This window comes from Kitasatospora sp. NPDC001119 (assembly GCF_053598475.1).
Genome location: NZ_JBSFKI010000007.1, coordinates 154,259 through 177,012, shown reverse-complemented (window position 1 = coordinate 177,012; position 22,754 = coordinate 154,259). Strand labels below are relative to the sequence as shown.

The window sequence follows — 22,754 nt, the reverse complement described above, 5'->3', positions numbered from 1 at the left end:
CACGGACGGCGGGTACCCGGCCCGACCGCCCCGGGTGAGGCGGTCGGGCCGGGCCCGGCGCTCACGGCCGGAAGGTCCCCCAGCCGTCGTCCTCCGCCCTGGTGCGGTTGAAGTACGGCACCCGGTCGGTGACGGCGTTCGGCAGCCGGTCGCCGACCCGGCCGGCGACCGCGTCGGCCGCCTTCCCGGCCACCGCACCGGCCTGCTGCCGGGCCCGGTCGGTCGCGTTCTGGACCGTGGGGTTCCGGGCGATCTCCCGGGTGACCTTGGCGATCTGTTCGTAGCGCTGGCGCCCGGCTCGCGAGCCCAGGACGTAGCCGGCCGCGAAACCCACGGCCAACGACAGCTTCCACATGGTCGGATCCACCCTCTCCTGGCGGCCTCTGCCGCATTGCCCTACCCGTACGTCGGGACGGCGAACCGTCCGCGCCCCAGCATCCCCGGCCCCGTCGCCGGGCGCGCGCGGGGCACGCCGGGCGGCGATCCGGGGGCGATCCGGGAAAGCGATTGGCGGACCACCCCCCCGAGTGCGCTAATGTATGTCCCGCAGCGAGCGCCGAGGAGCCCGGGAGACCGGGGCCGAGGCGGGAGCCGATCCCCCATAGCTCAATTGGCAGAGCAGCCGACTGTTAATCGGCAGGTTATTGGTTCGAGTCCAATTGGGGGAGCTCGGGAGAAGGCCCTCCGGGGTCCTGTTCCCGTCCGTGGTACGGAAGTTGGGTACCGCGATCCCGCATAGCTCAATTGGCAGAGCAGCCGACTGTTAATCGGCAGGTTATTGGTTCGAGTCCAATTGCGGGAGCTGCACCGGGCCTGCCCGGTGACTGCTCAGAGCGAAGGCCCCTCGGTCGACCGGGGGGCCTTCGTGTTGTCCCCGTCCGGCTCCGCGGCGTGACGTGCGCGACACCGCCCGCGGGCCCGGGTCGCCGCAGGGCCGGCGCCGGGGGCGGCTCCCGGGTCAGGCGGTCGCCTTCCGGTAGAGCTCGGCGACCCGCTGGTCGAAGGTGACGCTGTACGAGGTGCCGGGGGTCTCCCCGCCCTCCTGGTAGCCGCCGATCACGCCGACCACCGCGCCGTTCGAGGTGACCCACGGGCTGCCGCTGGTGCCGTCGGTGTAGCCGCCGCAGTCGAAGCGCTCCTGGGTGGCGCTCTGCGAGCTGGTGCGGACGGCGCAGGTGATCGGCTCGTCGCTCTCGTTCGGGTAGCCGGTGACCGAGACGGACAGCCCGAAGCCCTGGCCGGTGCCGACCGGGTTGCCGCCGACCGCCTCCTCGACCTGCCGGCCGTCGACCGGGCCCACCGTGACGAAGGCCACGTCGTACTCGGGGTCGTCGCCGGCCGCCCAGCGCGGGTCGACGGTGATCGCCTGCACCGGCCAAGTCCCGTACGGGGTGGACCCGTTGCGGTAGCCGGGGGTGAACACCAGGCCGTCCAGCAGGCCGATCCGGCGGGTCTGCACGCAGTGCGCCGCGGTGACCAGCAGGTTGCCCCGGGGGCTGTGCACCACGCTCGCGGTGCAGGCCCGCGGTCCCTGCGCGGTGTGGATGGAGAGGGTGCCGATCCGGTCCCGGGCGGGGCTCCGCTGCGCGACCTCGGCGCGGGGCGCCGCGTCCTGCCCGCCGCAGGCGGTGCCGGCGGCCAGCAGCAGGGCGGCCAGCGCGACCGTTCGTGCCGTGTGCGCGGGCCGCGCCGGGCGGGAGGCCATCGGGGCTCCGTCTCGTCCTCGGGGCGGGCACCGGGGCCGTGCGTTCCGCCGTTCGTGAGGAAGATCTACCAGGCCGGGCCCGGCGGCGCCACCGCCGGGGTCCCGCCCGCCGCCCGGTCAGCCGGTGGCGCGGTCGTACAGCGCCTGGACGCGGTCGCCGAAGTAGCTGCTGTACGAGGTGTCCGGGCTGTTGCCGCCCTCCTGGTAGCCGCCGATCACGCCGACCACGGTGCCGGTCCTGGTGCTCGGGTCGAAGTCGGTGACCCAGGGGCTGCCGCTGGTGCCGCCGGTGTAGTCGGGGCAGTCGATCCGCAGCTGGGTGGGGCTCTGCTGGAGGGTGGTGTTGGAGCAGGTGATCGGGACGCCGCTGCTGCTCGGGTAGCCGGTGATCTTCACCGGGAGCCGGTAGCCGCGGTTGACGCCCAGTCGGTTGGCGCCGAGCACCTGCTGGACCTGCTGCCCGTTCTGGGCCTGGACGACCGCGAAGGCGACGTCCATGTCCGGGTCGGCGTGGTCGTTCCAGGCGTCGTCCACGGTGACGGCCAGCAGCGGCCAGACGCCGCTGGGGGTGTCGCCGTCGCGGTAGCCGGGGACGAAGACCAGGTCGCCGCGCCGGCCGAGCTTCGGGTCCCAGACGCAGTGGGCGGCGGTGACGACGAGGTTGAGCCCGGCGCTGTCGACCACGCTGGCGGTGCAGAAGTGGTCGCCGGTGGCGTTGCGGGTGAACACCGCGCCGACCAGGCCGTTGAGCACGGTGGGCTTGGCGGTGCGGGTGACGCCGGTGTGCCGGCCGGACGCGCCCTTGAACCGCTGCCGGTTCCAGCCGTGGCTGTTGACGGCGGTGGAGGTGGCGGCGGTGGTGGGTGGTGCGGAGGTGACGGTCGGGGAGCTTCCGCCCGGCCGCGCCGCGGTGGTGCAGCCCGCCGCGGCCAGCACCAGCGCGAGCGCCGCGGCCGCCGCCCCCGTCCCACGTGTCGTCATCCGCCCAGGCTGCCCCGGACGGGTGCCCCGCCGCCACCCGGGCTGCGCCGCCCGGGAGGGGCGCACCGTCGCGCACCCAGGTGCGCCCCCGGCGAGCATCACGGGTGATCGACCGGCTATGCTGCCCGGGACGGCCTCGCTGGGGCCGTCTGCTGCTGCCGTGTCGACGACCGGCGCGCGCGGCGAACCGGGGCGGTAGCTCAGCCGGTTAGAGCAGGGGACTCATAATCCCTTGGTCGTGGGTTCGAGTCCCACCCGCCCCACCTTCTCGATGTGCGACGAGTGTCGTGACGACCCTTCGCGGGCGGGCCGCCGAGCGGGGGCCCCGCCGCCTTTCCACCGCATGCGACGTCGCAGAGTCTAGGCCGCGGCCACCCTCCTTCCCCGTGTGGCGCGCCGGAATTCACCCGCCCGTGGGCATCGGCCCCGACCGTCCCCGACGGCTCTCCGCCGCCTTCTCCGCGGCCGTTCGTCCCCTCCTTCCCGTCACCGGACCCTGGCGCCGCGCGCTCAAAAAGTGATATCACTTTGCCATCGGATGCGGATGCTCGCCGAAGGAGTCGCCCCATGACCACCCCGCCTTTCGCCGTCGAGGACGGTGCCGTCCTGGACCTCCCGGTCCCCAAGATCACCGAACGGGCCATCACCGGGGCGGCCGGCCTGCCGGTCCTCGGCGGCACGCTGCTCGGCCTGCTCGCCGGAGTCGGCTCCTTCGTCGCCGGCGCGGTCCAACTCTCCGGCGGCGGAAAGGGGTTGGGCATCGGGCTGATGGTCCTCGGGCCGGTGCTGCTGCTCGGCTCGGTGGTGCTGATGTGCGGGCTGACGGTGGTCTCGCCCGGACAGGCCCGGGTGGTCCAGCTGCTCGGGCGCTACCGGGGCACCGTCCGCGCCGAGGGCATGACCTGGCTGAACCCCTTCACCAGTCGGCGCCGGATATCCACCCGGATCCGCAACCACGAGACGGAGACCACCAAGGTCAACGACGCGGACGGTAACCCGATCGAGATGGCCGCCGTGGTGGTCTGGCAGGTCGAGGACACCGCGATGGCGGTCTTCGAGGTGGACGACTACGCCGACTTCGTCGCCATCCAGACCGAGACGGCCGTACGGCACATCGCCACCAGCTACCCGTACGACGCCCACCACGAGGGCCAGTTGTCGCTGCGCGACGGCGCGGACGAGATCGCCCGCAAGCTCTCCACCGAGATCGCCGCCCGGGTCGCCGCGGCCGGAGTGCGGGTCATCGAGTCCCGGATCACCAGGCTCGCGTACGCTCCGGAGGTCGCCCAGGTGATGCTCCAGCGCCAGCAGGCCGGGGCCGTGGTGGCGGCGCGCAGGCTGATCGTCGAGGGCGCCGTCGGTATGGTCGAGGAGGCGCTGGACCGGCTCGCCGAACGCGATGTCGTGGAGCTGGACGAGGAGCGCAAGGCCGCCATGGTGAGCAACCTCCTGGTGGTGCTCTGCGGCGACCGCGGCACCCAGCCCGTCGTGAACACGGGCTCCCTCTACCAGTAAGGCGAGGCCTTGGCGACGGAACGGAAGAAGCTCCTGTTGCGACTGGACCCTTCAGTTCACGACGCGCTGGCCCGGTGGGCCGGGGACGAACTGCGCAGCACCAACGCCCAGATCGAGTTCCTGCTCCGCCGCGCCCTCACCGACGCCGGCCGGATGCCCGGCGGCGCGGCCCGGCTCCCCCGGCGCGGACGCCCGCCCAAGGAGAGCCCGCCCGAGGAGAACCCGGAGAGCCGCCCGGAGAGCCCGGAGAGTCCGCAGAGCGGTGGTTCCGCGGCGGACTGACCGCGGCGGGCCGGGCACCGACCGAACGACCGGAGAACGAGATGGACCTGCTCGCCAAACTGCCCAGCAAGCCGCCCGCCGACCTCCCCGTCAACCTGCCCGAGAAGCTGTACCTGCTCGCCTACGACCCGCGGCGCGGGCGGATCACCCGGCAGTCCACCCTCCACCTGGTGCTGCAGGCGGCGGCGCTGACCGAACTGCTGCGCCGCGGACTGGTGCGCGAGGAGGGCCGGACGGCCGTCGCGAGGGTCCGGGACTCCGCCGCCTCGGCCGGCCTCGACCCGTACAGCGCCCACCTGCTGGGCCGGATCCAGGAGAAGCGGCCGCACAGCTGGAGCTGGTGGATCGGCCGCGCCCCCAGCGTCGGTCGTGACCAGCCGGCCCGGCGGATCCGGGAGGGCCTGGCGGAGGCGGGCTGGATCGGCCTCCAGCAGGGCCGGGCGGCCGGGGTGTTCCCGGTCACCCGGGTCACCCTGGACGGGCCCGAGGTGCGCGCGGCGCTGGCGGCCTCCGTCACCGCCGCGCTGAAGGGCCCGCTCAGCCGGGTGGACCCGGCCGACGCGGCGCTGGTGGCCCTGGCCGCCGCGGGGCGGCTGCGCACGGTGCTGGATCCCAAGCAGCGCCGGGAGCACCGAGGCCGGATCGAGAAGCTGTACCCGGCGGCCGGCCCGGTCCCGAAGGCGCTCGGCTCGGCCCTCGCCTGGCGCCAGGCGGGCCACACGGCGGAGATCGCCGTCCTGGGCTGACGGGCCGTCCACGGGGGTGGCGGCCTGTCCCGGGGCGCGGAGCCCGGCCGCCGCACCGGCGGGCCGGGCTCCGCGCGTCCGCCTTATGCTGGCCGGATGCTCGAAGCCGCCCTGCTGCCGACCCCGCTGGTGGACTGCACCGACGAGGCCTTCGCCCGGGCCGGGGTGGAGCTGCGGCTGAAGCGGGACGACCTGCTGCACCCGACCGTCCCCGGCAACAAGTGGCGCAAGCTGGCGCCCAACCTGGCCGCCGCCGTGGAGCGGGGCCACACCCGGCTGCTGACCTTCGGCGGCGCCTACTCGACCCACCTGCGGGCCGTCGCGGCCGCCGCCGGCGCGCTCGGACTGGAGAGCGTGGGGCTGGTCCGCGGCGAGGAGCTGGCCGACCGGCCGCGCAACTGGTCGCTGCGGGCCGCCGAGGCGGCCGGGATGCGGCTGGAGTTCCTGACCCGGGCCGCGTACCGGGAGGCCACCGGCCGGGCCGAGGGGGAGGACGGCGCGGCGGACCCGCTCCGCCGCTGGGGCCCCTGCCTGGTGCTCCCGGAGGGCGGCTCCAACGCCCTGGCCGCCGTCGGCGCGGCCGCGATCCCGGCCGAACTGCCCGACCTCGGCGAGCGGGACGTGGTCTGCTGCCCGGTCGGCACCGGCGGCACCCTGGCCGGCATCGCGGCCGGCCTGCCGGCGGGCGCCCGGGCGCTCGGGGTGGCGGTGCTGCGCGGCGGCGAGGGCTACCTGGAGGAGGAGGTCGCCCGGCTGCACCGGGCCGCCTACGGGCGCGGGTTCGACAACTGGCGGATCGACCACGGGCACCACGGCGGCGGCTACGGGAAGGTCCCGGCCGAGCTGGCCGGCTTCGCGGAGCGGTTCGAGCGCCGCCACGGCGTCCCGCTGGAGCGCCGCTACGTCGCCAAGCTGCTCGCCGCGCTGGCGGACCTGGCGGCGGCGGGCGCCTTCCCGCGCGGCACCCGCCTCACCGCCGTCGTCACCGGGCTGCCGGATCCGGAGTAGCGGCCGGCGGCCGTCGGGGCGAGGCGCCCACGGATCAGCCGCGCGAGGTGCCCGCCCGGACGCCGGGCCGCCCGCCCTCCCCGGGCGAACGCGGGGAGGGCGGGCGGGAGTTCGACGGGCGGCCCGGCCCTCAGGCGGGCCGGAGGCCGGGCGCGGTCAGCCGAAGGTCAGGTTCGCGCACGGGTCGGTGTCGGCGGTGCGGGTGTTCTCCGCTATGCCGGTGGGGACGCCGCCCGGGAGGGCGCCGGGGGTGCTGCCCGTGGTGGCGCCCGGGGCGGCGCCCGCCCCGGCGGGGGCCGCGGCGGCAGGGGCCCCGGCGGCAGCCCCGGGTGCGGTCCCGGCACCGGGCTCCGGGCTCGGGGCGGCCACCGCGTCGATCCGGGTGCCCGCCCCGCGGTAGTCGGCGCCGAGGGTGACGGTGATCGCCCCCGAGCCGGGCTCCTCGACCGCCTTGGCGCCGGGGAAGAGCGCCACGACCTGGTCGGCGACGGCCTTCAGCGCGGGGTCGTAGGAGACCTGGGTGGCCTGCTGCCCGGGGGAGTTGGGGCCGAGGGTGATGCTCCGGAAGCCGCGCGCCTTGAGCGTCTCGGCGCCGGAGCCGGCCAGGCCGGGCGTGCCGACCCCGTTGACCACGGTGATCGGCGCCGCGGCCTGCTCCGGGGTGAGCGGCGTGGCCGGGGCGGCCGGGGCCCCCGGGTCGGCGCCGGGGGAGGAGGTCACCTGGCCCGTCCCGGAGGTGCTCTGCCCGTCCAGGGTGCGGTCCTCGCGCAGCAGCTTCCAGAGCGCGTCGGCGTCCGGCTGGACCAGTCGCACCCGCTCGCCGGCGAAGCGCCAGGGGGCGGTGACGAAGGAGACGTCCGAGAGCTTGATGTCCTGGATCGAGCGGGCGAAGTCCACCAGCTTCATCGCGGTGCCGAGACCCTCGTCCACGGTGAGCGACTTGGTGGCCGCGTCGGCCAGCGGCAGCAGGGTGGGCAGCGAGAAGCCCTGGCCCTGCACCTTCTTGATCATCGACGAGAGGAAGGCCTGCTGGCGCTTCATCCGGCCGATGTCGGAGTTGTCGCCGATGCCGTGGCGCGCTCTCAGGTAGTCCACCGCGGACTGCCCGGAGAGCTTCTGGAGGCCCTTCTTGAGGTGTATGCCGAACTGGTTGACGTCGTTGGGCACGCAGGCCTCCACGCCGCCCACGGCGTCGGACATCGCGGCCGCGCCCTTGAAGTCGACCACGACGGTGTGGTCGATCCGCAGCCCGGTCAGCTTCTCGACGGTGTTCTGGGTGCAGGCCGGGTTGCCGCTCTCCGCCAGGCCGACGGTGAAGGCGGAGTTGAACATCTGGTCGTTCTTCGGCGTCGTCCAGCTGCCGTTCGGCAGCTTGCAGGACGGGATGGTGACCAGGGTGTCGCGGGGGATCGAGACGCCGACGGCGTGCTTGTGGTCGGCGTAGATGTGCACCAGGATCGCGGTGTCCGAGTGGCCGACGCCCTCGTCGCCGCCGCCCAGCGAGTCGTTGCCCCCGTCGCGGGTGTCCGAGCCGAGCAGCAGCACGTTGACCGGCACCTGGGCGCCGGGGCTGGCCGGCACGGCGGCGGGCGGGCGCTCGGTGGCGACGCCGCCCGGGTCGAAGGTGGTGATGTTGTTGTCCAGCCGGTGGTAGAACCAGGCTCCGGCACCCGCGACCGACAGCACCAGTGCGGCGGCCAGGCCGATGGCGGTCCGCAGGTAGCGGCGCCGACGCGCACTGCTGCTCATCCTCAGTGCCCCCCGTCTTCAGGTATCTCGCGTTCGATGTTCGATGTTCGAACGTTAGACGTTCCGGGAGGCGGTTCGGTTACCCCCCCGGGGCCAACGGACAGCCCCCGGGACCTGTGATGCTGGTCACGCGCCAGGGCCGGAGGCGCCCGCGAGCATCCTCCGGAGCAGGTCGCGCAGGGCCGTCCGCTCGTCCGGGCCGAGTGCGGCCAGCGGCTCGCGGGCGAAGTTGAGCGACTCGCGGAGCTCCTCGGAGGCGGCCGAGCCGGTGCCGGTGGCGGCGACCAGCTTGACCCGGCGGTCGTGCCGGTCGGCCTCGCGGGTGACGAAGCCGCGGGATTCGAGCCGGTCGACGATGCCGGTGATGTTGGAGGGCTCGCAGCTGAGCGTCTGGGCGATCTGGCGCATCGGCATCGGTCCGCGCCGCAGCAGGGCGAGCACCTTGGCCTGGGCGCCGGTGAGCGAGCGGGCGGCGGCGGCCTCCTCGTACTCGCGGTGGAACAGCGCGACCAGGTTGGCCATCAGGTCGACGACCTCGCGGGTGATCTCGTCGGGCTGCGGCGTGGCGTCCTCGACGGGCTGGGTCTCCATGGTCAAAAGTCTACCTGAAAAGTTGACAGGGTGAACCTTTCATGCCCATCGTTACTTCAGTTCATCAACCTTTCATGTTGTGAACCGCGCCTGAACCCGCACCCGAACCCTCAAGGAGCCCCCGATGGCAGAGCAGGCCGCCACCCCCGCGACCGCCCGTGAATGGCACCTCGCCGCCCGCCCCCAGGGCTGGCCGGTGCCGACCGACTTCGCCCTGGTCGAGGCCCCGGTCCGGACCCCCGGCCCGGGCGAGATCCTGGTCCGCAACGTCTACCTCTCGGTGGACCCGTACATGCGGGGCCGGATGTCGGACCGCAAGTCCTACGCGGAGCCGTACGAGCTGGACAAGCCGATGCTGGGCGGCGCGGTCGGCCGGGTCGTCGCCTCGCGGGCGGAGGGCTTCGCCGAGGGCGACTACGTCCTGCACTTCTTCGGCTGGCGCGAGTACGCGACGTTCGACCCCAGGACGGCCGTCAAGGTGGACCCGGACGCCGCGCCGCTCTCCACCTACCTGGGCGTGCTGGGCATGCCGGGGCTGACCGCGTACGCGGGGCTGACGCGGGTCGCCGGGATCAAGGCCGGCGACGTGGTGTTCGTGTCCGGCGCGGCCGGCGCCGTGGGCGGCATCGTCGGCCAGCTCGCCAGGCTGAAGGGCGCGTCGCGGGTGATCGGCTCCGCCGGCTCGGACGAGAAGGTCGAACTCCTGGTGGAGGAGTACGGGTTCGACGCCGCGTTCAACTACAAGAACGGTCCGGTGGCCGACCAGCTCCGGGCGGCGGCCCCCGACGGCATCGACGTGTACTTCGACAACGTGGGCGGCGAGCACCTCGAAGCGGCGATCGACTCGATCAACCTGCACGGGCGCATCGTGGTCTGCGGCATGATCTCGCAGTACAACGCCACCGAGCCCACTCCGGCCCCGCGCAACCTGGCGCAGATCATCGCCAAGCGCTTCCGCATGGAGGGGCTGCTCGTCGGCGACCACTACGACCTCCAGCCGAAGTTCGTCGAGGAGGTCTCGGCGTGGGTGCGCTCCGGTGAGCTGAAGTACCGCGAGACGGTGAGCGAGGGCATCGACGGCACGGTGGACGCCTTCCTCGGTCTGCTGAGCGGCGTCAACACCGGCAAGATGGTCGTCCGCCTGGACGGCTGACGATCCGTCAGGAGACCCGACCGCCCCGCCGCCCCCACCGGGCGGCGGGGCGGTCCGTCATGTGCGGCCCGCGGTCGGGCGCGGGCGCCGCGGTCGCACTACCGCATTCCGTCCGGATCCGAAAGTGCGTCATCCATCCTGTGGCGCCTCGCGGTACGGTGGTCCCGCCGACGATGGGGCCGTTCGGGGGAGAGATCCGGCCGAGGGGTAGACCTCGTTGAGGATTCGACTAGCATTGAGCGAAAGCCTGTCCGTTTTGCTCAATTTAGTAGCTTAATGTCGGCTAACGTGAGTAACTGCGGATCAACTGCAGGCACGAGGCAGCTGGGGAAGGCGACCCTCGTCCACAGCCTGGAGGTCCCGGTGACGACACGTGGAGTCCTGTACGTCCACTCCGCGCCCCGCGCGCTGTGCCCGCACGTCGAGTGGGCCGTCGCGGGGGTGCTCGGTGTGCGGGTGAGCCTGGACTGGATCCGCCAGCCGGCCGCACCCGGGCACTGGCGTGCCGAGCTCTCCTGGCAGGGGGAGCCCGGTACGGCTTCGAAACTCGCCTCCGCGCTGCGCGGCTGGCAGCTGATGCGGTACGAGGTGACCAGCGAGCCCTGCGCCACGGCGGAGGGGGAGCGGTACAGCAGCACGCCCTCGCTCGGCATCTTCCACGCCGTCACGGGCATCCACGGCGACATCCTGATCCCCGAGGACCGGTTGCGCGCCGTCCTGCTGCGCGCCCGCAGCGAGGGCGCCGACCTGGAAGCCGAGATCGCCCGGCTGCTCGGCAAGCCCTGGGACGACGAGCTGGAGCCGTTCCGGTACGCGGGCGAGGGCGCGCCGGTGCGCTGGCTGCACCAGGTGGTCTGAGGCCGCCCCGGCGGGCCGGGCGGACAGCGGACGGACCGGACGGGTACGACGAAGACGGGTACGACGAAGGGGCCGGCGCTCACGGCGAGCGCCGGCCCCTTCGTCACGGGCGTCAGTGGGTGCGGAAGGCCAGCACCACGTTGTGGCCGCCGAAGCCGAACGAGTTGTTCAGCGCGGCGATCCGGCCCTCGGGCAGCTTGCGTGCCTCGTCGCGGACGATGTCGGCCTCCACGTCGTCGTCCAGCTCGTCCACGTTGATGGTCGGCGGGGCGATCCGGTGGTACAGGGCCAGCACGGTGGCGACGGTCTCGATGCCGCCGGCGCCGCCCAGCAGGTGGCCGGTCATCGACTTGGTGGCCGAGACGGCGATGTGGTCGAGGTCGTCGCCCAGCTCCTTGCGCAGCGCCTTCAGCTCGGCGGTGTCGCCCTGCGGGGTCGAGGTGGCGTGCGCGTTGACGTGCACGATCTCGGCCTTGTCCAGCTCGTTGCGCTCGAACAGGTCGGCCAGCGCGCGGGCCACGCCGGCGCCGGTCGGCTCGGGCTGGGCGATGTGGTGGGCGTCCGAGGACAGGCCCTGGCCCACGGCCTCGCAGTAGATCCGGGCGCCGCGCGCCTCGGCGTGCTCGATCGACTCCAGCACGACCACGCCGGCGCCCTCGCCCAGCACGAAGCCGTCGCGGCCCTTGTCGTACGGGCGGGAGGCGCGCTGGGGCTGGTCGTTGTTCTTGGACATCGCCATCATGTTGGCGAACGCGGCGATCGGCAGCGGGTGGATCGCGGCCTCGGTGCCGCCGGCCACCACGACGTCGGCGCGGCCGGTGCGGATCATCTCGATCGCGTAGCCGATCGCCTCGGCGCCGGAGGCGCAGGCGGAGACGGGGGTGTGCACACCCGCGCGGGCGCCGACCTCCAGACCGACGTTGGCCGCCGGGGAGTTGGGCATCAGCATCGGGACGGTGTGCGGGGAGACCTTGCGGGCGCCCTTCTCCTTCAGCACGTCGTACTGGTCGAGGAGGGTGGTCACGCCGCCGATGCCGGAGGCGATGACGGTGCCCAGGCGCTCGGGGGCGAGCTTGGAGGACTCGTCGGTGGCGGGGGTCTCGAAGCCCGCGTCGGCCCAGGCCTCGCGGGCGGCGATCAGCGCGAACTGGGCCGAGCGGTCCAGCTTGCGGGCCAGCGGGCGGGGCAGGATGGTGCCGGGCTCGACGGCGGTGCGTGCGGCGATCTTGACGGGCAGGTCCTCGGCCCACTCCTCGGTCAGGGCGACCACGCCGGACTTGCCGGCGACCAGGTTCTCCCAGGTGCTGGCGGCGTCGGCGCCCAGCGGCGTGAAGGCGCCGATACCCGTGACGACCACGGTGCGGTTTTCAGCGGTCACTGGTTTCTTCTTCTCTCACGTGTGCAGGGGTCGGCGGCGTGCCGAGGATGGGCCCGGCCGGGCGCCCCGGTGAGGGGGCGTCCCGGCCGGTGGGGTCGGTCGGGCTCCACGAGCCCGGCCGACCGGTCAGCCCCCGCCGGCGTACGGGACGCCGGGCGGGCTGGCCGAGTCGAACGACTCGATCGCTCAGGCGGCGTTGGCGAGGATGTAGTCCACCGCGTCGCCGACGGTCTTCAGGTTCTTGACCTCGTCGTCCGGGATCTTGACGTCGAAGCGCTCCTCGGCGGCCACGACGACCTCGACCATGGACAGCGAGTCGACGTCCAGGTCATCGGTGAAGGACTTGTCGAGCGCGACATCCTCGGTCGGGATACCGGCGATCTCGTTGACGATCTCGGCGAGACCTTCCAGGACCTCGTCCTTGGTAGCCATACTGGCTGCTCCTCTTCGGTGTTGAACGCGTCCGGCCGGCGGCCGGACACAGGCTTGTGGATTGGGCGAATGCGCCTAGGGGAGAGTAACGACTGCCGCGGCGTACACGAGACCCGCCCCGAACCCGATGATCAGGGCCAGGTCCCCGCTGTGGGCCTCACCGCTCTCCAGCATGCGTTCCATCGCCAGCGGGATGGAGGCGGCGGAGGTGTTGCCGGTCTCGGCGATGTCGCGGGCGACGGGCACCGACTCCGGCAGCTTGAGCGCCTTGATCATGGCATCCGTGATCCGCATGTTGGCCTGGTGCGGGATGAACGCGCCGAGCTGGTCGGCGGTGATCCCGGCGGCGTCCAGCGCCTGCTGGGCCACCTTGGCCATCTCCCACACCGCCCAGCGGAAGACCGGCTGGCCGTCCATCCGCAGGGCCGGCCACTTGGTCTCCTCGCCCGCGCCGTTGACGGCGTCGGACTTGGCGAAGGCGGTGTCCCAGGCCTCGGTCTGGGTGATCAGGTCGGCCTGCGAGCCGTCCGAGCCCCAGACCAGCTTGCCGATGCCGGGAGTGTCGGACGGGCCGACGACCACGGCGCCGGCGCCGTCGCCGAAGATGAAGGCGGTGGAGCGGTCCGACCGGTCGGTCAGGTCGCTGAGCCGCTCGACGCCGATGACCAGCACGTACTCGGCGTTGCCGCCGCGGATCATGCCGTCGGCCAGGCCCAGGCCGTAGCCGAAGCCGGCGCAGGCGGCCGAGATGTCGAAGGCCGGGGCGGTGCCGCAGCCGAGCCGCTCGGAGATCTCGGTGGCGATCGCCGGGGTCTGCTTGAAGTGCGAGACGGTCGAGACGATCACGCCGCCGATCTGCTCGGCGGTGATCCCGGCCTGGGCGATCGCCTTGCCGGCGGCCTGGACGGACATCTCGGAGACGGACTCCTCCGGGCCGGCCCAGCGGCGCTCGGCGATCCCGCTGCGGGTGCGGATCCACTCGTCCGAGGAGTCGATCCACTCCAGGACCTCGGAGTTGGGGATCACCCGGACCGGACGGTAGCCGCCGACGCCGAGGATGCGCGAGTACTGCGCGCCGCTCACCGGACGGATCTGGGGCTTGGTCATGCCTGGTTCTCCTGCTCCTGACCGCCGTGCTCCGCGACGAGCGCGCGGGCCTTGTCCAGATCGGCGGGGGTCTTGAGGGCGAGCGTGGCCACACCCTTGAGGTTGCGCTTGAGCAGCGCGGTGAGGGTGCCGGCCGGGGACAGCTCGATCACGGCCGTCGCGCCCAGCTGCCCGAGGGTCTCCATGCAGAGGTCCCAGCGGACCGGGTTGGAGACCTGCGACACCAGGCGGGCGAGGACCTCCGCGCCGGAGTCCACGACCGCGCCGTCCTTGTTGGAGACGTAGCGGACCTTCGGGTCGGCCACGCTGGTCAGGGTCGGGGCCAGCTCGGCCAGCCGCTCGACGCCCGGGGCCATGTGCTCGGTGTGGAAGGCGCCGGCCACCTTGAGGGCCACCAGCTTGGAGCGGGTCGGCGGGTCCGCCTTCAGCGCCTCCAGCTGGTCCAGCGTGCCGGCGGCGACGATCTGGCCGCCGCCGTTGTTGTTGGCCGCCGTCAGGCCGTGCTCGGCCAGCTTGGCCGCGACCTCCTCCGGCTCGCCGCCGAGCAGGGCGAGCATGCCCGTCTCGGTGACGGCGGCGGCCTCGGCCATGGCCCGGCCGCGCTCGCGCACGAAGGTCAGCGCGTCGTGGGCGGTGAGCACCCCGGCGCCGGCGGCGGCGGTGATCTCACCGACGCTGTGGCCGGCCACGGCGCCGACCAGCGCACGGGCGGCGTCCTCGTCCGGGAACAGCTCCCGGGCGGTCACCAGACCGGCCGCGACCAGCAGCGGCTGGGCGACGGCGGTGTCCTTGATCTCCTCGGCGGACGCCTCGGTCCCGGCGTGCACCAGGTCGAGCCCGGCGACCTCCGACCAACCGCGCAGGCGGTCGGCGACGCCGTCGAGCTCCAGCCAGGGGCTGAGGAAACCGGGGGACTGGGCACCCTGTCCAGGGGCGACGATTACGAGCACGGTTCAACCCTCTCTCGCCAGGCGCCCAGGGGCGGGTAGGCGACGGTAACGAAGAAAACCATCCGGGATTGTATGGTCCCTACACTCCGGCTCAGCCGGGCTCCCCGACGGCGTCCAGCCGGCCGAGGGCCAGTGCGATCCGCAGAGTGAACGCCGAACGTACGTCGGAGGGGGCGTACCCCGTGACGTCAGTCACACGTCGTAGCCGGTAGCGCACCGTATTCGGGTGGACGAAGAGCATCCGGGCCGCACCCTCCAGCGAGGAGGCCTGCTCCAGGTAGACACTCAGCGTCTCCAGCAGGGCGGAGCCGGCCTCGTCCAGCGGTGTGTAGATCTCCTCCACCAGCTGGCGGCGCGCGGCCTGGTCGCCGGCCAGCGCCCGTTCGGGCAGCAGGTCGTCGGCCAGCACCGGGCGGGGGGCGTCCGGCCAGGCGGCGCAGGCCCGCAGGCCGGCCGCGGCGGCGGCGGCCGAGCGGGTCGCGGAGAGCAGGTCGGGCACGGTCGGGCCGACCACCACCGGGCCCGGCGCGAACTGGCCGATCAGCGCGCGGGCCGCGTGCACCGGCTCCTTCTCGCCGCCGACCACGACCACCAGGCGCTTGCCCAGCACCCCGGTCAGCACGTTCAGCTTGGCGTACCGGGCGGCCCGGCGGATCGCCTCGACCACCAGCTCGCTGTCGCCGTCCGGCGCGCTGCCCATCACCACCCGGACCTGGCTGGGCTGGCCCCAGCCGAGCGCCGCGGCCCGCGAGAGCACGCCCTCGTCGGCGTCGCCGGACAGCAGCGAGTTCACCACCAGCGCCTCCAGCCGGGCGTCCCAGGCGCCGCGCGCCTCGGCGGCCTGGGCGTACACCTGGGCGGTCGCGAAGGCGATCTCCCGGGCGTAGACCAGCACCGACTCGCGCATGTCCGCCTCGTCGCCGGGGGCGGCCACCTCCTCGATGGCCTCCTCCATCACCTCGATCGTGGTGCGGATCAGCTCGACGGTCTGGCGCAGGGTGATCGCCCTGGTCAGCTCGCGCGGGGCGGTGCCGAAGACGTCGGTGGAGATCGCCTGGGCGGCGTCGGGGTGGCGGTACCACTCGGTGAAGGCGGCGATGCCGGCCTGGGCGACCAGGCCGATCCAGGACCGGTGCTCCGGGGGCATCCGCCGGTACCAGCCGAGCTGGTCGTCCATCCGCGAGATCGCGGCGGTGGCCAGCTTGCCGGAGGACTTCTCCAGCCGCTTGAGCGTCGCGGCCCGGCGCTCGGCGCGCTCGGCGGCGTTTCTGCGCTCCTGCGCCGTCAGGCGGGGCGCCGCGCGGCCGGGGCGGTCACGGCCCGCCCGGGCGGCCGGGCTCTTCCCGGTGGGGTCGGGTGCGGGGCTGGGGCTGGGTTCGCTCTTGGAGTTCGCGGAAGCGGCTGGCACAAGGACAAGACTGCCTCACGCGAGTGACTGCTCGTGCACACCCCCCGGCGGAGCGGCGCGGTGGCAAGAGTCACACCCCGCGCGCCGGCGACTACGGTGGGGGCGTGACCGAAGCCGCCGACCGCCCCCGCGCCGACCTGCGCCGCACCGCCGAACGCTACCGCTCCGCCCCGGCCGAGGGCGTCGAGACCCGGCACGCGTTCTCCTTCTCGGGCCACTACGACCCGAAGAACACCCACTTCGGCGCGCTGCTCGCGTGCAACGAGGAACTCCTCGAACCCGGCGCCGGGTTCGAGGAGCACAAGCACCGGGACACCGAGATCCTCACCTGGGTGCTGGAGGGGGCGCTGGCCCACCGGGACTCGTACGGCCACAGCGGGGTGGTCCGGCCCGGGATGGTGCAGCACCTCAGCGCCGGCTCCGGCGTCACCCACACCGAGCGCAACGTCGGCGGCGCCACCGGGCCGGTCCGCTTCGTCCAGATGTGGCTCCAGCCGGACGAGTTCGACGCGCCGCCCGCGTACGGCCTGCGCAAGGTGGAACCGGCGGACGGCGGGTTGACGCTGCTCGCCTCCGGCCTGGAGCGCGACGCCGGGACGGACGCCCTGCGGCTGCGACGCCGCGACGCCGCGCTCTGGCTGGCCACCGCCGGGCCGTGGCAGCCGCTGCCGCCGCTGCCCGAGGCGCCCTGGCGGTACGCGCACCTGACGGCCGGCTCGCTGGGCTACCGGACCGTTCCGGGGCCCAAGGGCGGCGGCCGCTCGATGGTCCCGGGCGACAGCGTGCGGATCACCGGCGAGGCCTTCGCCGACCCGGCGGCGGGGGAGACCGGCGCCGAACTCCTGCTCTGGGAGATGCACTCGCCGGTCTCGTACGGCTAGCCGTTCAGTTCCGCCAGCACCGCGTCCGAGAAGGCCGGCCAGGCCTCGACCGCCCACGGTCCGAAGTCCCGGTCGGTGAGCGCGACGCAGGCCGCGCCGGCCTGCGGGTCGACCCACAGGAAGGTGCCGGACTGGCCGAAGTGGCCGAAGGTTCCGGGGGAGTTGGCGGTGCCGGTCCAGTGCGGGCTCTTGCCGTCGCGGATCTCGAAGCCGAGGCCCCAGTCGTTCGGGCGGCGGTGGCCGTAGCCGGGCAGCACGCCGCTGGTGCCGGGGAAGGCGACCTCGCGGGTGGCCTGCCGGACGGTGGACGGGTCCAGCAGCTTGGGGGCCTGCAGCTCGGCGGCGAACCGGGTGAGGTCGGCGACGGTGGACAGGCCGCCGGCGCCGGCCGGGGACTTGTGGGCGGTGTGGATCAGGGTGTCCGTCATGCCCAGCGGCTCGAACACCGCCTCGGCGACGTAGCGGGAGAACTCGATCCCGGCGGCCTCGGAGAGCGTCCGGGCCAGCGCGTCGAAGCCCGCGTTGGAGTAGAGCCGGCGGTTGCCGGGCTCGGCGAACACCCGGTCCTCGTCGAAGCCCAGGCCGGAGGTGTGCGCGAGCAGGTGGCGGACGGTGGACCCGGGCGGCCCGGCCGGGTCGTCCAGCTCGAACACGCCCTCCTCCAGGGCGACCAGCGCCGCGTACGAGGTGAGCAGCTTGGTCACCGAGGCGAGCGGGAACAGGTGCTGCTGCGGCCCGTGCGCGCCCAGCACCGCGCCGTCCGCCGCCCGGACCACCGCCGCCGCGGCATGGGGCACCGGCCAGTTCTCGATCATCCGCAAGCTCTCCATGGGCCCGACTCTAGTCGCCGGGAAAATCCTCGGAAAAGGTGGTGGCGGGCCCACCCGGATGGCGGGCTTGCTTGGAGTGCACTCCAACTCTGTAGCGTCGTTCCCGTCGCACAGGACAAGGGGGAACGAGCGATGGCCGCACCCGCACGCATCGAGATCGACCTGCGCAGCTGCTCCGAGGTCTTCAGCCGCCCCGTCGGCGATCCGGACCCGAGCCCGAGGCACACCATCAGCGAGGTCGCCACGGCGAGCGGGCTGACCGCCCACACCCTGCGCTGGTACGAGCGGATCGGCCTGCTGGACCCGGTCGACCGGGCGGCGGGCGGCCAGCGCCGCTACTCCGACGCCGACCTGCACCGGCTGGCCTTCCTGGGCCGGCTGCGGCTGACCGGCATGTCGGTGGCGGACATGCTCAAGTACGTGGACATGGCCCGCCAGGGCGAGCAGACCTACGGGGAGCGTCGGCTGCTCCTGGAGGCCCAGCGCGAGGAGGTCCGACAGCGGATCGTGGACCTCCAGGCGACCCTCGCCGTCCTCGACTACAAGATCGACATCTATGCCGGGAAGGGCGCCGTCGGCGCCGGCGTCCCGGCCAAGTGCCAGAACATCCATGGAGAGGAAGAGCAGAGCGCATGACTCAGACCGTCCTTCCCACCGTCGAACTCGGCACCGGCGGCCCGCTGGTGGGCGTCCAGGGCCTCGGCTGCATGGGCATGAGCGAGTTCTACGGCCCCACCGACGCCGACGAGGCGCTCGCCACCCTGGACGCCGCGCTGGAGACCGGCGTCACCCTCTTCGACACCGCCGACATGTACGGCTCCGGCCGCAACGAGGAGCTCATCGGCCCCTTCGTCCGGGCCAACCGGGACAAGGTGGTGCTCGCCACCAAGTTCGCCATCCTGCGCTCCGAGGAGGACGGCGCCGTCCGCGGCATCAGCAACGACCCGGCGTACATCCGGACCGCGGTGGACGCCTCGCTGCGCCGCCTCGGCGTGGACGAGATCGACCTGTACTACATGCACCGCCGCGACCCGGCCGTGCCGCTGGCCGACTCGGTCGGCGCCATGGCCGAGCTGGTGAAGGCCGGCAAGGTGCGCCACCTCGGCCTGTCCGAGGTGACCGGGGCCGAGCTGCGCGAGGCGCACGCCGTCCACCCGATCGCCGCGCTCCAGTCCGAGTGGTCGGTGTTCGCCCGTGACGTCGAGAGCACGGCGGTGCCGGCCGCGGCGGAGCTGGGCGTCGCCTTCGTGCCGTACTCGCCGCTCGGGCGGGGCTTCCTGACCGGCGCCTTCCAGGACGCCACGGAGCTCTCGGCGAACGACTACCGCCGCAACCACCCCCGCTTCACCGGCGACAACGCGGCCGCCAACGGCGAACTGCTCGACCCGCTGCGGGAGATCGCCGCGGCCCGCGGCGTCACGCTCGCCCAGGTCGCGCTGGCCTGGGTGCACCAGCGGGCCGAGGTGCACGGGCTGGCCGTGGTGCCGATCCCGGGCACCCGCAAGCGGAGCCGGCTCGCCGAGAACACCGCGGCGGCGACGCTGCGGCTGACCGCCGAGGAGCTGGCGCTGCTGGAGCCGGTGGCCGGCCGGGTGGCGGGGAGCCGCTACGCGGACATGAGCTCCACCTCGGCGGCGCGCGAGTAGCGGGCACCGGCGGCCCGGGGAGTCGGCGGACGCCCCGGGCCGGCCGCCGGGCTCAGACCGTACGGCCCGTCCAGGCGGCCAGCCGGGTGTGCACGTCGGCGTCCTCGGCGACCGGCCGGACGGCGGCGAACGGAACGCCCGGCACCCGCCGCTCGGCCGGCAGCACGAACTCGGCGATGCCCAGGGCGGTCCGCGCCAGGTCGTCGTCCAGGGCGAAGCCGTTGTCGAGGCTCCGGGCGATGTCCCCGGAGTGGGTCACCAGCTCCATCAGGTAGCCGCCGACCGCCATCGCGCCGGGCACCTCGCCCCAGGGGGCGACGGTCGGGCGGCCGAGCTTGGCGTCGTCCGCCCAGGCGGCGGTCACCCGGGCGCGGGCCCGGCCCAGGGCGGCCGGCCAGCCCTCGTCGGACGGGTCCTCGATGGCGGCCACGGTGTCCTCGGCGTGGCCGCCCTCGCCCATGTACGCGAACCGGTGGACGCCGCCGACCACGTGGTTCAGCAGCCCGCGCAGGGTGAACTCGGTACAGGGCGTGGGCCGGTCGAGGTCGGCCGGGGTGACGGTGGCGAACAGCTTCTCCAGCTGGTCGAGGGCGGCCTGGTACTGCGGGCGGGCGTCCTGGACGGCGGTCATGGCGCTCAACTCCCTGGTGTCGGGTGGTCGTTCGGGCCCCTTTCGGGCCCGGAACGCAATCTCCCAGTAAAACCTGACAACGGCCGTCAGGATTACTGGGATTCTTGGACCATGAAGGCCGACCGCCTGCTCTCGATCCTCCTGCTGCTCCAGACCCGCGGCCGGGTGCCCGCCACCGAACTCGCCGAGCGGCTGGAGGTGTCCGTCCGCACCATCTACCGCGACGTCGAGTCGCTCTCCGCCGCCGGGGTGCCGGTGTTCACCGAACGCGGGCGGCACGGCGGCATCGGCCTGCTGCCCGGCTACCGCACCGACGTCACCGGCCTGACCGCGGACGAGGCGAGGGCGCTGTTCGTGCTCTCCGCCCAGGGCGCGCACAGCGACCTCGGGCTGGACGGCGCGCTCGGCTCGGCGCTGCGCAAGGTGATGGCGGCGCTGCCGGCCCCGCACCGGCCGGCCGCTGAGCGGGTCCGCGAGCGGATCCTGGTCGACCCGGCCCGCTGGATGCAGACCCCCGGCGCGGCCGGCCCCGCCGCCGGGCCGGACCTGGGCGAGCTGCAGTACGCCGTCTTCGCCGACCGGCGGCTGCGGCTGCGCTACCGGCACAGCGGCACACCCGCGCCGGTGGAGTACACCGTCGACCCGTACGGGCTGGTGAGCAAGGCCGCGGTCTGGTACCTGGTGGCCGATCTGCACGGCGAGCCGCGGCTGTTCCGGGCCGACCGGGTGCTGGCCGCCGACACCACCGAGGAGGCGGTGCGCCGCCGGACCGGGGTCGGGCTCGGCGAGGTCTGGGCGGTGCTGCGCGAGCAGGTCGAACGGCTGCCGAAGGACGTGCCGGTGCGGGTGCGGGTCCGGCGCGGACGGCTGGACATGTTCCTGCGCATCCACGGCGGCCGGGTCACCGCACCGCCGCCGGAGCCGGGCGCCGTCCCGGCCGAGGAGTGGACCGAGGTGGCGATGGCCTTCCCGGCCCCGGCGGCCGTCCGGTCGCTGCTGGCCTTCGGCGCGGACGTCGAGGTGCTGGCCCCGCCGGCCGCCCGGCGCGAACTGGCCCGGGCGGCGGCGGAGGCCCTGCGGCTGTACGAAGACAGGTCTTAGGAGCCCGGGTTGGCCCGGACCACGTCCTGGTAGTGGCCGAGGGAGATCGCCGCGAAGTTGTGCAGGCTGTCGGTGCCCTCGGTGAGGTAGCCGTTGTGGCCGGCCGCGCGGGCCGAGGAGATCAGTTCGGAGCCGAAGCCGCTCGCGGCCGGGTCGGCGCCGTGGCCGAGCCCGCCGACCTCCATGAACGGCACGTTGCCGATCCAGTCGCTGGGGTTGCGGGTGGCCCAGAGGTGCACGCCCGCGCCCAGCTCGCCGGTGTTCTGCACGCCCATGCCCGGGCTGCCGAAGACCACCAGGTCGGTGATGCCGGAGGTGTCGGACGGCGAGGCGGCCGCGCGCGGGATGTCCGGGGCGGCCGTACCGCAGACCACCGAGCCGTACGAGTGGCAGAGCAGCGCCGGCGGCGCGTCCGGCCGGGTGGTCTCCTTGAGCCCGGCGAGCAGCCGCTCCAGCCGGGGGGCGGCGACGTCGGCGAGCCGGGAGGTGGCCGCGTCCGGGCCGAGGCCGGAGGGGGTGACGTAGCCGGTCCAGGAGATCACGGCGGTCCGGGTGTCCGGGGCCTGGCGCTGCTCCTCGGTGTGGAGGGCGCGGGCCATGCCGGCCGGGGAGCGCAGCGGGTCGGCCGCCTGGTCGTGGTGGCCGAGGTCGGCGTCCGAGCCGGGGACGAGCACGGAGATCCGCTCGGCGTCGGCGAGGTCGCCCCACACCTCGGTGACCAGGCCGCGGCCGCGCGGGTCGAAGGCCAGGATCTGCCGGTCGGGGGCGAGCAGGTGCTCGACGTCGTTGGCGCGGGAGACGGCCAGCGCGCGGGTGTCGGAGTCCAGCGTGCCGTCGGCGGCGCGGGCCAGGGCCCGGTCGTGCTCGGCGGCCAGGGCGATCCGGTTGGCGCGGTAGCGCAGGTCCAGCGGGGCGCCGTCGTAGTTGCCGACGACCAGCGGGTAGTCCTGGATCAGCCGGTCCAGCTCGGTGGGCGCGAGCGAGGCGAAGAACGCCGCGGCGGCGGCCGGGGTGGTGGTCGCCGGGTCGGGCAGGGAGCGGCCGAAGGAGTGGTCCTCGACCCAGGCGGCGCTGCCGGCCGGGGGCGTGGAGATCGCCAGCTGTTCGGAGGAGACGGCGGCCGCGGCGGCGACGGCCCCGGCGTCGGCGAGCACCGCGCAGCCGGCGAACGCCCCGATCAGTACCCGCTTCCAGCGCCGACGGATGCGCACCGCACCAACTCCCTTGGGGCCCGCACCGTTTCGCGGGCGGTGGTGCCCGGAGGGTGCGATAGCTCTGCTGACTTCCCTGCGCAAGCCTAGGGGGCCCGAAGGGATGCCGGGAACGCCTAAACTGTGGGATGGCTCACATGAACCAGGGGTGTCCGTCCGACGTCTCCCAGTGGTTCGGACAGTGGTTCGTACGGAGGCCGGTGCGGCCGGTGGGAAGGGGCGCGCTCAGACCCCGGATTCGTCGAACGCGCGGACCAGGCGCTTCGGCGCCGTCCGCCGCCAGGCCTCGGTGACCAGGTCGCACAGCTCGTCCCCGTCCACCAGGTCCAGCCGGACGCTCACCCAGCCGTGCCGGCCGACGTACGGGGCGGAGGAGAACACCTCGGGCTCGGCGGCGAGCAGTTCGGCCTGGTCCTCGGGGGAGGCCTTGACGGTGACGCGGTCCCCGTCGGGCGCGCCCATCGCGAAGATCCGGCCGCGCACCCGCAGCGTCTCGATGTCCCAGGTCGGCTCCTGGGCGGCCTCCGGCAGGGCCAGGGCCATCGTGCGGAACTCGTCGAACGTCACCATGGCGGCAGGGTAGGGCAGGGC

General features: G+C 73.9%; 24 protein-coding genes and 3 tRNA genes. 13 read left to right on the top strand and 14 right to left on the bottom strand.

The genetic code is table 11. From position 1 onward, the window contains the following. Window positions 1-61: 61 nt before the first annotated feature. The gene (locus ACWDD9_RS11310; protein ID WP_310593127.1) at window positions 62-367 is read right to left on the bottom strand and encodes a hypothetical protein; all 306 of its coding nucleotides are present in this window, start codon (window positions 365-367) and stop codon (window positions 62-64) included. Window positions 368-595: 228 nt separating this feature from the next. Between ACWDD9_RS11310 and ACWDD9_RS11305 the strand changes: the two genes are divergently transcribed. Both ACWDD9_RS11305 and ACWDD9_RS11300 read left to right on the top strand, forming a co-directional pair. Continuing rightward, window positions 596-668, top strand: a tRNA-Asn gene (locus ACWDD9_RS11305). Window positions 669-729: 61 nt separating this feature from the next. Further along, window positions 730-802: transfer RNA gene (locus tag ACWDD9_RS11300), tRNA-Asn, on the top strand. A gap of 156 nt (window positions 803-958) precedes the next feature. On the opposite strand, the gene ACWDD9_RS11295 is transcribed toward ACWDD9_RS11300, so the two are convergent. Next, window positions 959-1,705, bottom strand: a complete 747-nt coding sequence (locus ACWDD9_RS11295) for a trypsin-like serine peptidase (protein ID WP_053111986.1) — start codon at window positions 1,703-1,705, stop codon at window positions 959-961. 117 nt (window positions 1,706-1,822) lie between these two features. Then, window positions 1,823-2,686: a trypsin-like serine peptidase gene (locus ACWDD9_RS11290; protein ID WP_117487690.1), complete on the bottom strand. Its 864-nt coding sequence runs from the start codon at window positions 2,684-2,686 to the stop codon at window positions 1,823-1,825. Window positions 2,687-2,875: 189 nt separating this feature from the next. On the opposite strand from ACWDD9_RS11290, the gene ACWDD9_RS11285 reads away from it, so the two are divergent. The 5 genes from ACWDD9_RS11285 to ACWDD9_RS11265 all read left to right on the top strand — a co-directional run bounded on the left by ACWDD9_RS11285 (window position 2,876) and on the right by ACWDD9_RS11265 (window position 6,237). After that, window positions 2,876-2,949 (top strand) — tRNA-Ile (locus ACWDD9_RS11285). 304 nt (window positions 2,950-3,253) lie between these two features. Further along, window positions 3,254-4,201 carry an SPFH domain-containing protein gene (locus ACWDD9_RS11280; RefSeq protein WP_049650209.1) on the top strand — a complete coding sequence of 316 codons (948 nt, stop codon included), beginning with the start codon at window positions 3,254-3,256 and terminating at the stop codon, window positions 4,199-4,201. Window positions 4,202-4,210: 9 nt separating this feature from the next. Next, window positions 4,211-4,483 (top strand): hypothetical protein, encoded by a 273-nt coding sequence (locus ACWDD9_RS11275; protein ID WP_380781115.1) that lies wholly within the window; start codon window positions 4,211-4,213, stop codon window positions 4,481-4,483. Window positions 4,484-4,524: 41 nt separating this feature from the next. Further along, window positions 4,525-5,229 (top strand): GOLPH3/VPS74 family protein, encoded by a 705-nt coding sequence (locus tag ACWDD9_RS11270; RefSeq protein WP_449811436.1) that lies wholly within the window; start codon window positions 4,525-4,527, stop codon window positions 5,227-5,229. A 96-nt stretch (window positions 5,230-5,325) separates the two neighbouring features. Beyond that, window positions 5,326-6,237, top strand: a complete 912-nt coding sequence (locus tag ACWDD9_RS11265; protein ID WP_117487564.1) for a 1-aminocyclopropane-1-carboxylate deaminase/D-cysteine desulfhydrase — start codon at window positions 5,326-5,328, stop codon at window positions 6,235-6,237. A gap of 156 nt (window positions 6,238-6,393) precedes the next feature. Here the strand turns inward: ACWDD9_RS11265 and ACWDD9_RS11260 are convergent, their stop codons facing one another. Together ACWDD9_RS11260 and ACWDD9_RS11255 are read right to left on the bottom strand one after the other, a co-directional pair. Beyond that, the gene (locus ACWDD9_RS11260; protein WP_449811435.1) at window positions 6,394-7,986 is read right to left on the bottom strand and encodes an LCP family protein; all 1,593 of its coding nucleotides are present in this window, start codon (window positions 7,984-7,986) and stop codon (window positions 6,394-6,396) included. A 126-nt stretch (window positions 7,987-8,112) separates the two neighbouring features. After that, complete coding sequence (locus tag ACWDD9_RS11255; RefSeq protein WP_074000762.1) at window positions 8,113-8,577, bottom strand: MarR family winged helix-turn-helix transcriptional regulator; 465 nt, start codon at window positions 8,575-8,577, stop codon at window positions 8,113-8,115. A 124-nt stretch (window positions 8,578-8,701) separates the two neighbouring features. On the opposite strand from ACWDD9_RS11255, the gene ACWDD9_RS11250 reads away from it, so the two are divergent. Both ACWDD9_RS11250 and ACWDD9_RS11245 read left to right on the top strand, forming a co-directional pair. Then, complete coding sequence (locus ACWDD9_RS11250) at window positions 8,702-9,730, top strand: NADP-dependent oxidoreductase (protein ID WP_449811434.1); 1,029 nt, start codon at window positions 8,702-8,704, stop codon at window positions 9,728-9,730. A 363-nt stretch (window positions 9,731-10,093) separates the two neighbouring features. Next, window positions 10,094-10,588, top strand: a complete 495-nt coding sequence (locus ACWDD9_RS11245) for a DUF3145 domain-containing protein (protein WP_049656686.1) — start codon at window positions 10,094-10,096, stop codon at window positions 10,586-10,588. Between the two features lie 112 nt (window positions 10,589-10,700). Here the strand turns inward: ACWDD9_RS11245 and fabF are convergent, their stop codons facing one another. From fabF to ACWDD9_RS11220, 5 genes are all read right to left on the bottom strand, one after another. Next, window positions 10,701-11,966, bottom strand: a complete 1,266-nt coding sequence (fabF, locus tag ACWDD9_RS11240) for a beta-ketoacyl-ACP synthase II (RefSeq protein ID WP_049656688.1) — start codon at window positions 11,964-11,966, stop codon at window positions 10,701-10,703. Window positions 11,967-12,152: 186 nt separating this feature from the next. Further along, window positions 12,153-12,398, bottom strand: a complete 246-nt coding sequence (locus ACWDD9_RS11235) for an acyl carrier protein (protein WP_049656691.1) — start codon at window positions 12,396-12,398, stop codon at window positions 12,153-12,155. 75 nt (window positions 12,399-12,473) lie between these two features. Next, the gene (locus ACWDD9_RS11230) at window positions 12,474-13,505 is read right to left on the bottom strand and encodes a beta-ketoacyl-ACP synthase III (RefSeq protein WP_049656693.1); all 1,032 of its coding nucleotides are present in this window, start codon (window positions 13,503-13,505) and stop codon (window positions 12,474-12,476) included. Further along, a complete protein-coding gene (locus ACWDD9_RS11225; protein ID WP_049656695.1) occupies window positions 13,502-14,455 on the bottom strand; it encodes an ACP S-malonyltransferase in 954 nt (317 codons plus the stop codon). The genes ACWDD9_RS11230 and ACWDD9_RS11225 overlap by 4 nt, the downstream gene beginning before the upstream one ends. A gap of 91 nt (window positions 14,456-14,546) precedes the next feature. Then, on the bottom strand, window positions 14,547-15,743 hold the full coding sequence (locus tag ACWDD9_RS11220) for a PucR family transcriptional regulator (RefSeq protein ID WP_074001159.1): 1,197 nt from the start codon (window positions 15,741-15,743) through the stop codon (window positions 14,547-14,549). Window positions 15,744-15,967: 224 nt separating this feature from the next. Here ACWDD9_RS11220 and ACWDD9_RS11215 point away from each other — a divergent pair, with 224 nt between their 5' ends. Continuing rightward, window positions 15,968-16,744 carry a pirin family protein gene (locus ACWDD9_RS11215; RefSeq protein WP_449811433.1) on the top strand — a complete coding sequence of 259 codons (777 nt, stop codon included), beginning with the start codon at window positions 15,968-15,970 and terminating at the stop codon, window positions 16,742-16,744. On the opposite strand, the gene ACWDD9_RS11210 is transcribed toward ACWDD9_RS11215, so the two are convergent. Then, window positions 16,741-17,574 (bottom strand): serine hydrolase domain-containing protein, encoded by an 834-nt coding sequence (locus tag ACWDD9_RS11210; protein WP_380778104.1) that lies wholly within the window; start codon window positions 17,572-17,574, stop codon window positions 16,741-16,743. The two genes, ACWDD9_RS11215 and ACWDD9_RS11210, sit on opposite strands and share 4 nt — an antisense overlap. 132 nt (window positions 17,575-17,706) lie before the next feature. On the opposite strand from ACWDD9_RS11210, the gene ACWDD9_RS11205 reads away from it, so the two are divergent. Both ACWDD9_RS11205 and ACWDD9_RS11200 read left to right on the top strand, forming a co-directional pair. After that, complete coding sequence (locus ACWDD9_RS11205; protein WP_416873346.1) at window positions 17,707-18,210, top strand: MerR family transcriptional regulator; 504 nt, start codon at window positions 17,707-17,709, stop codon at window positions 18,208-18,210. Then, on the top strand, window positions 18,207-19,220 hold the full coding sequence (locus tag ACWDD9_RS11200) for an aldo/keto reductase (protein WP_117487561.1): 1,014 nt from the start codon (window positions 18,207-18,209) through the stop codon (window positions 19,218-19,220). Before ACWDD9_RS11205 ends, ACWDD9_RS11200 begins: the two co-directional genes overlap by 4 nt. 52 nt (window positions 19,221-19,272) lie before the next feature. On the opposite strand, the gene ACWDD9_RS11195 is transcribed toward ACWDD9_RS11200, so the two are convergent. Continuing rightward, the gene (locus tag ACWDD9_RS11195) at window positions 19,273-19,851 is read right to left on the bottom strand and encodes a TIGR03086 family metal-binding protein (RefSeq protein ID WP_049652636.1); all 579 of its coding nucleotides are present in this window, start codon (window positions 19,849-19,851) and stop codon (window positions 19,273-19,275) included. Window positions 19,852-19,962: 111 nt separating this feature from the next. On the opposite strand from ACWDD9_RS11195, the gene ACWDD9_RS11190 reads away from it, so the two are divergent. Continuing rightward, window positions 19,963-20,952 carry a helix-turn-helix transcriptional regulator gene (locus tag ACWDD9_RS11190; RefSeq protein ID WP_074000767.1) on the top strand — a complete coding sequence of 330 codons (990 nt, stop codon included), beginning with the start codon at window positions 19,963-19,965 and terminating at the stop codon, window positions 20,950-20,952. Here the strand turns inward: ACWDD9_RS11190 and ACWDD9_RS11185 are convergent. Next, window positions 20,949-22,163, bottom strand: a complete 1,215-nt coding sequence (locus tag ACWDD9_RS11185; RefSeq protein ID WP_259316584.1) for an alpha/beta hydrolase family protein — start codon at window positions 22,161-22,163, stop codon at window positions 20,949-20,951. The two genes, ACWDD9_RS11190 and ACWDD9_RS11185, sit on opposite strands and share 4 nt — an antisense overlap. A gap of 225 nt (window positions 22,164-22,388) precedes the next feature. Further along, window positions 22,389-22,733: an MmcQ/YjbR family DNA-binding protein gene (locus ACWDD9_RS11180; protein WP_449811432.1), complete on the bottom strand. Its 345-nt coding sequence runs from the start codon at window positions 22,731-22,733 to the stop codon at window positions 22,389-22,391. Window positions 22,734-22,754: the final 21 nt, after the last annotated feature.

Excerpts from the sequence above, each read along its gene's own strand:
- ACWDD9_RS11295 (WP_053111986.1), bottom strand. The coding sequence starts at position 1,705 with ATGGCCTCCCGCCCGGCGCGGCCCGCGCACACGGCACGAACGGTCGCG.
- ACWDD9_RS11290 (WP_117487690.1), bottom strand. The coding sequence starts at position 2,686 with ATGACGACACGTGGGACGGGGGCGGCGGCCGCGGCGCTCGCGCTGGTG.
- ACWDD9_RS11280 (WP_049650209.1), top strand. The coding sequence starts at position 3,254 with ATGACCACCCCGCCTTTCGCCGTCGAGGACGGTGCCGTCCTGGACCTC.
- ACWDD9_RS11270 (WP_449811436.1), top strand. The coding sequence starts at position 4,525 with ATGGACCTGCTCGCCAAACTGCCCAGCAAGCCGCCCGCCGACCTCCCC.
- ACWDD9_RS11265 (WP_117487564.1), top strand. The coding sequence starts at position 5,326 with ATGCTCGAAGCCGCCCTGCTGCCGACCCCGCTGGTGGACTGCACCGAC.
- ACWDD9_RS11260 (WP_449811435.1), bottom strand. The coding sequence starts at position 7,986 with ATGAGCAGCAGTGCGCGTCGGCGCCGCTACCTGCGGACCGCCATCGGC.
- ACWDD9_RS11255 (WP_074000762.1), bottom strand. The coding sequence starts at position 8,577 with ATGGAGACCCAGCCCGTCGAGGACGCCACGCCGCAGCCCGACGAGATC.
- ACWDD9_RS11250 (WP_449811434.1), top strand. The coding sequence starts at position 8,702 with ATGGCAGAGCAGGCCGCCACCCCCGCGACCGCCCGTGAATGGCACCTC.
- ACWDD9_RS11235 (WP_049656691.1), bottom strand. The coding sequence starts at position 12,398 with ATGGCTACCAAGGACGAGGTCCTGGAAGGTCTCGCCGAGATCGTCAAC.
- ACWDD9_RS11230 (WP_049656693.1), bottom strand. The coding sequence starts at position 13,505 with ATGACCAAGCCCCAGATCCGTCCGGTGAGCGGCGCGCAGTACTCGCGC.
- ACWDD9_RS11210 (WP_380778104.1), bottom strand. The coding sequence starts at position 17,574 with ATGGAGAGCTTGCGGATGATCGAGAACTGGCCGGTGCCCCATGCCGCG.
- ACWDD9_RS11205 (WP_416873346.1), top strand. The coding sequence starts at position 17,707 with ATGGCCGCACCCGCACGCATCGAGATCGACCTGCGCAGCTGCTCCGAG.
- ACWDD9_RS11200 (WP_117487561.1), top strand. The coding sequence starts at position 18,207 with ATGACTCAGACCGTCCTTCCCACCGTCGAACTCGGCACCGGCGGCCCG.
- ACWDD9_RS11195 (WP_049652636.1), bottom strand. The coding sequence starts at position 19,851 with ATGACCGCCGTCCAGGACGCCCGCCCGCAGTACCAGGCCGCCCTCGAC.
- ACWDD9_RS11190 (WP_074000767.1), top strand. The coding sequence starts at position 19,963 with ATGAAGGCCGACCGCCTGCTCTCGATCCTCCTGCTGCTCCAGACCCGC.
- ACWDD9_RS11180 (WP_449811432.1), bottom strand. The coding sequence starts at position 22,733 with ATGGTGACGTTCGACGAGTTCCGCACGATGGCCCTGGCCCTGCCGGAG.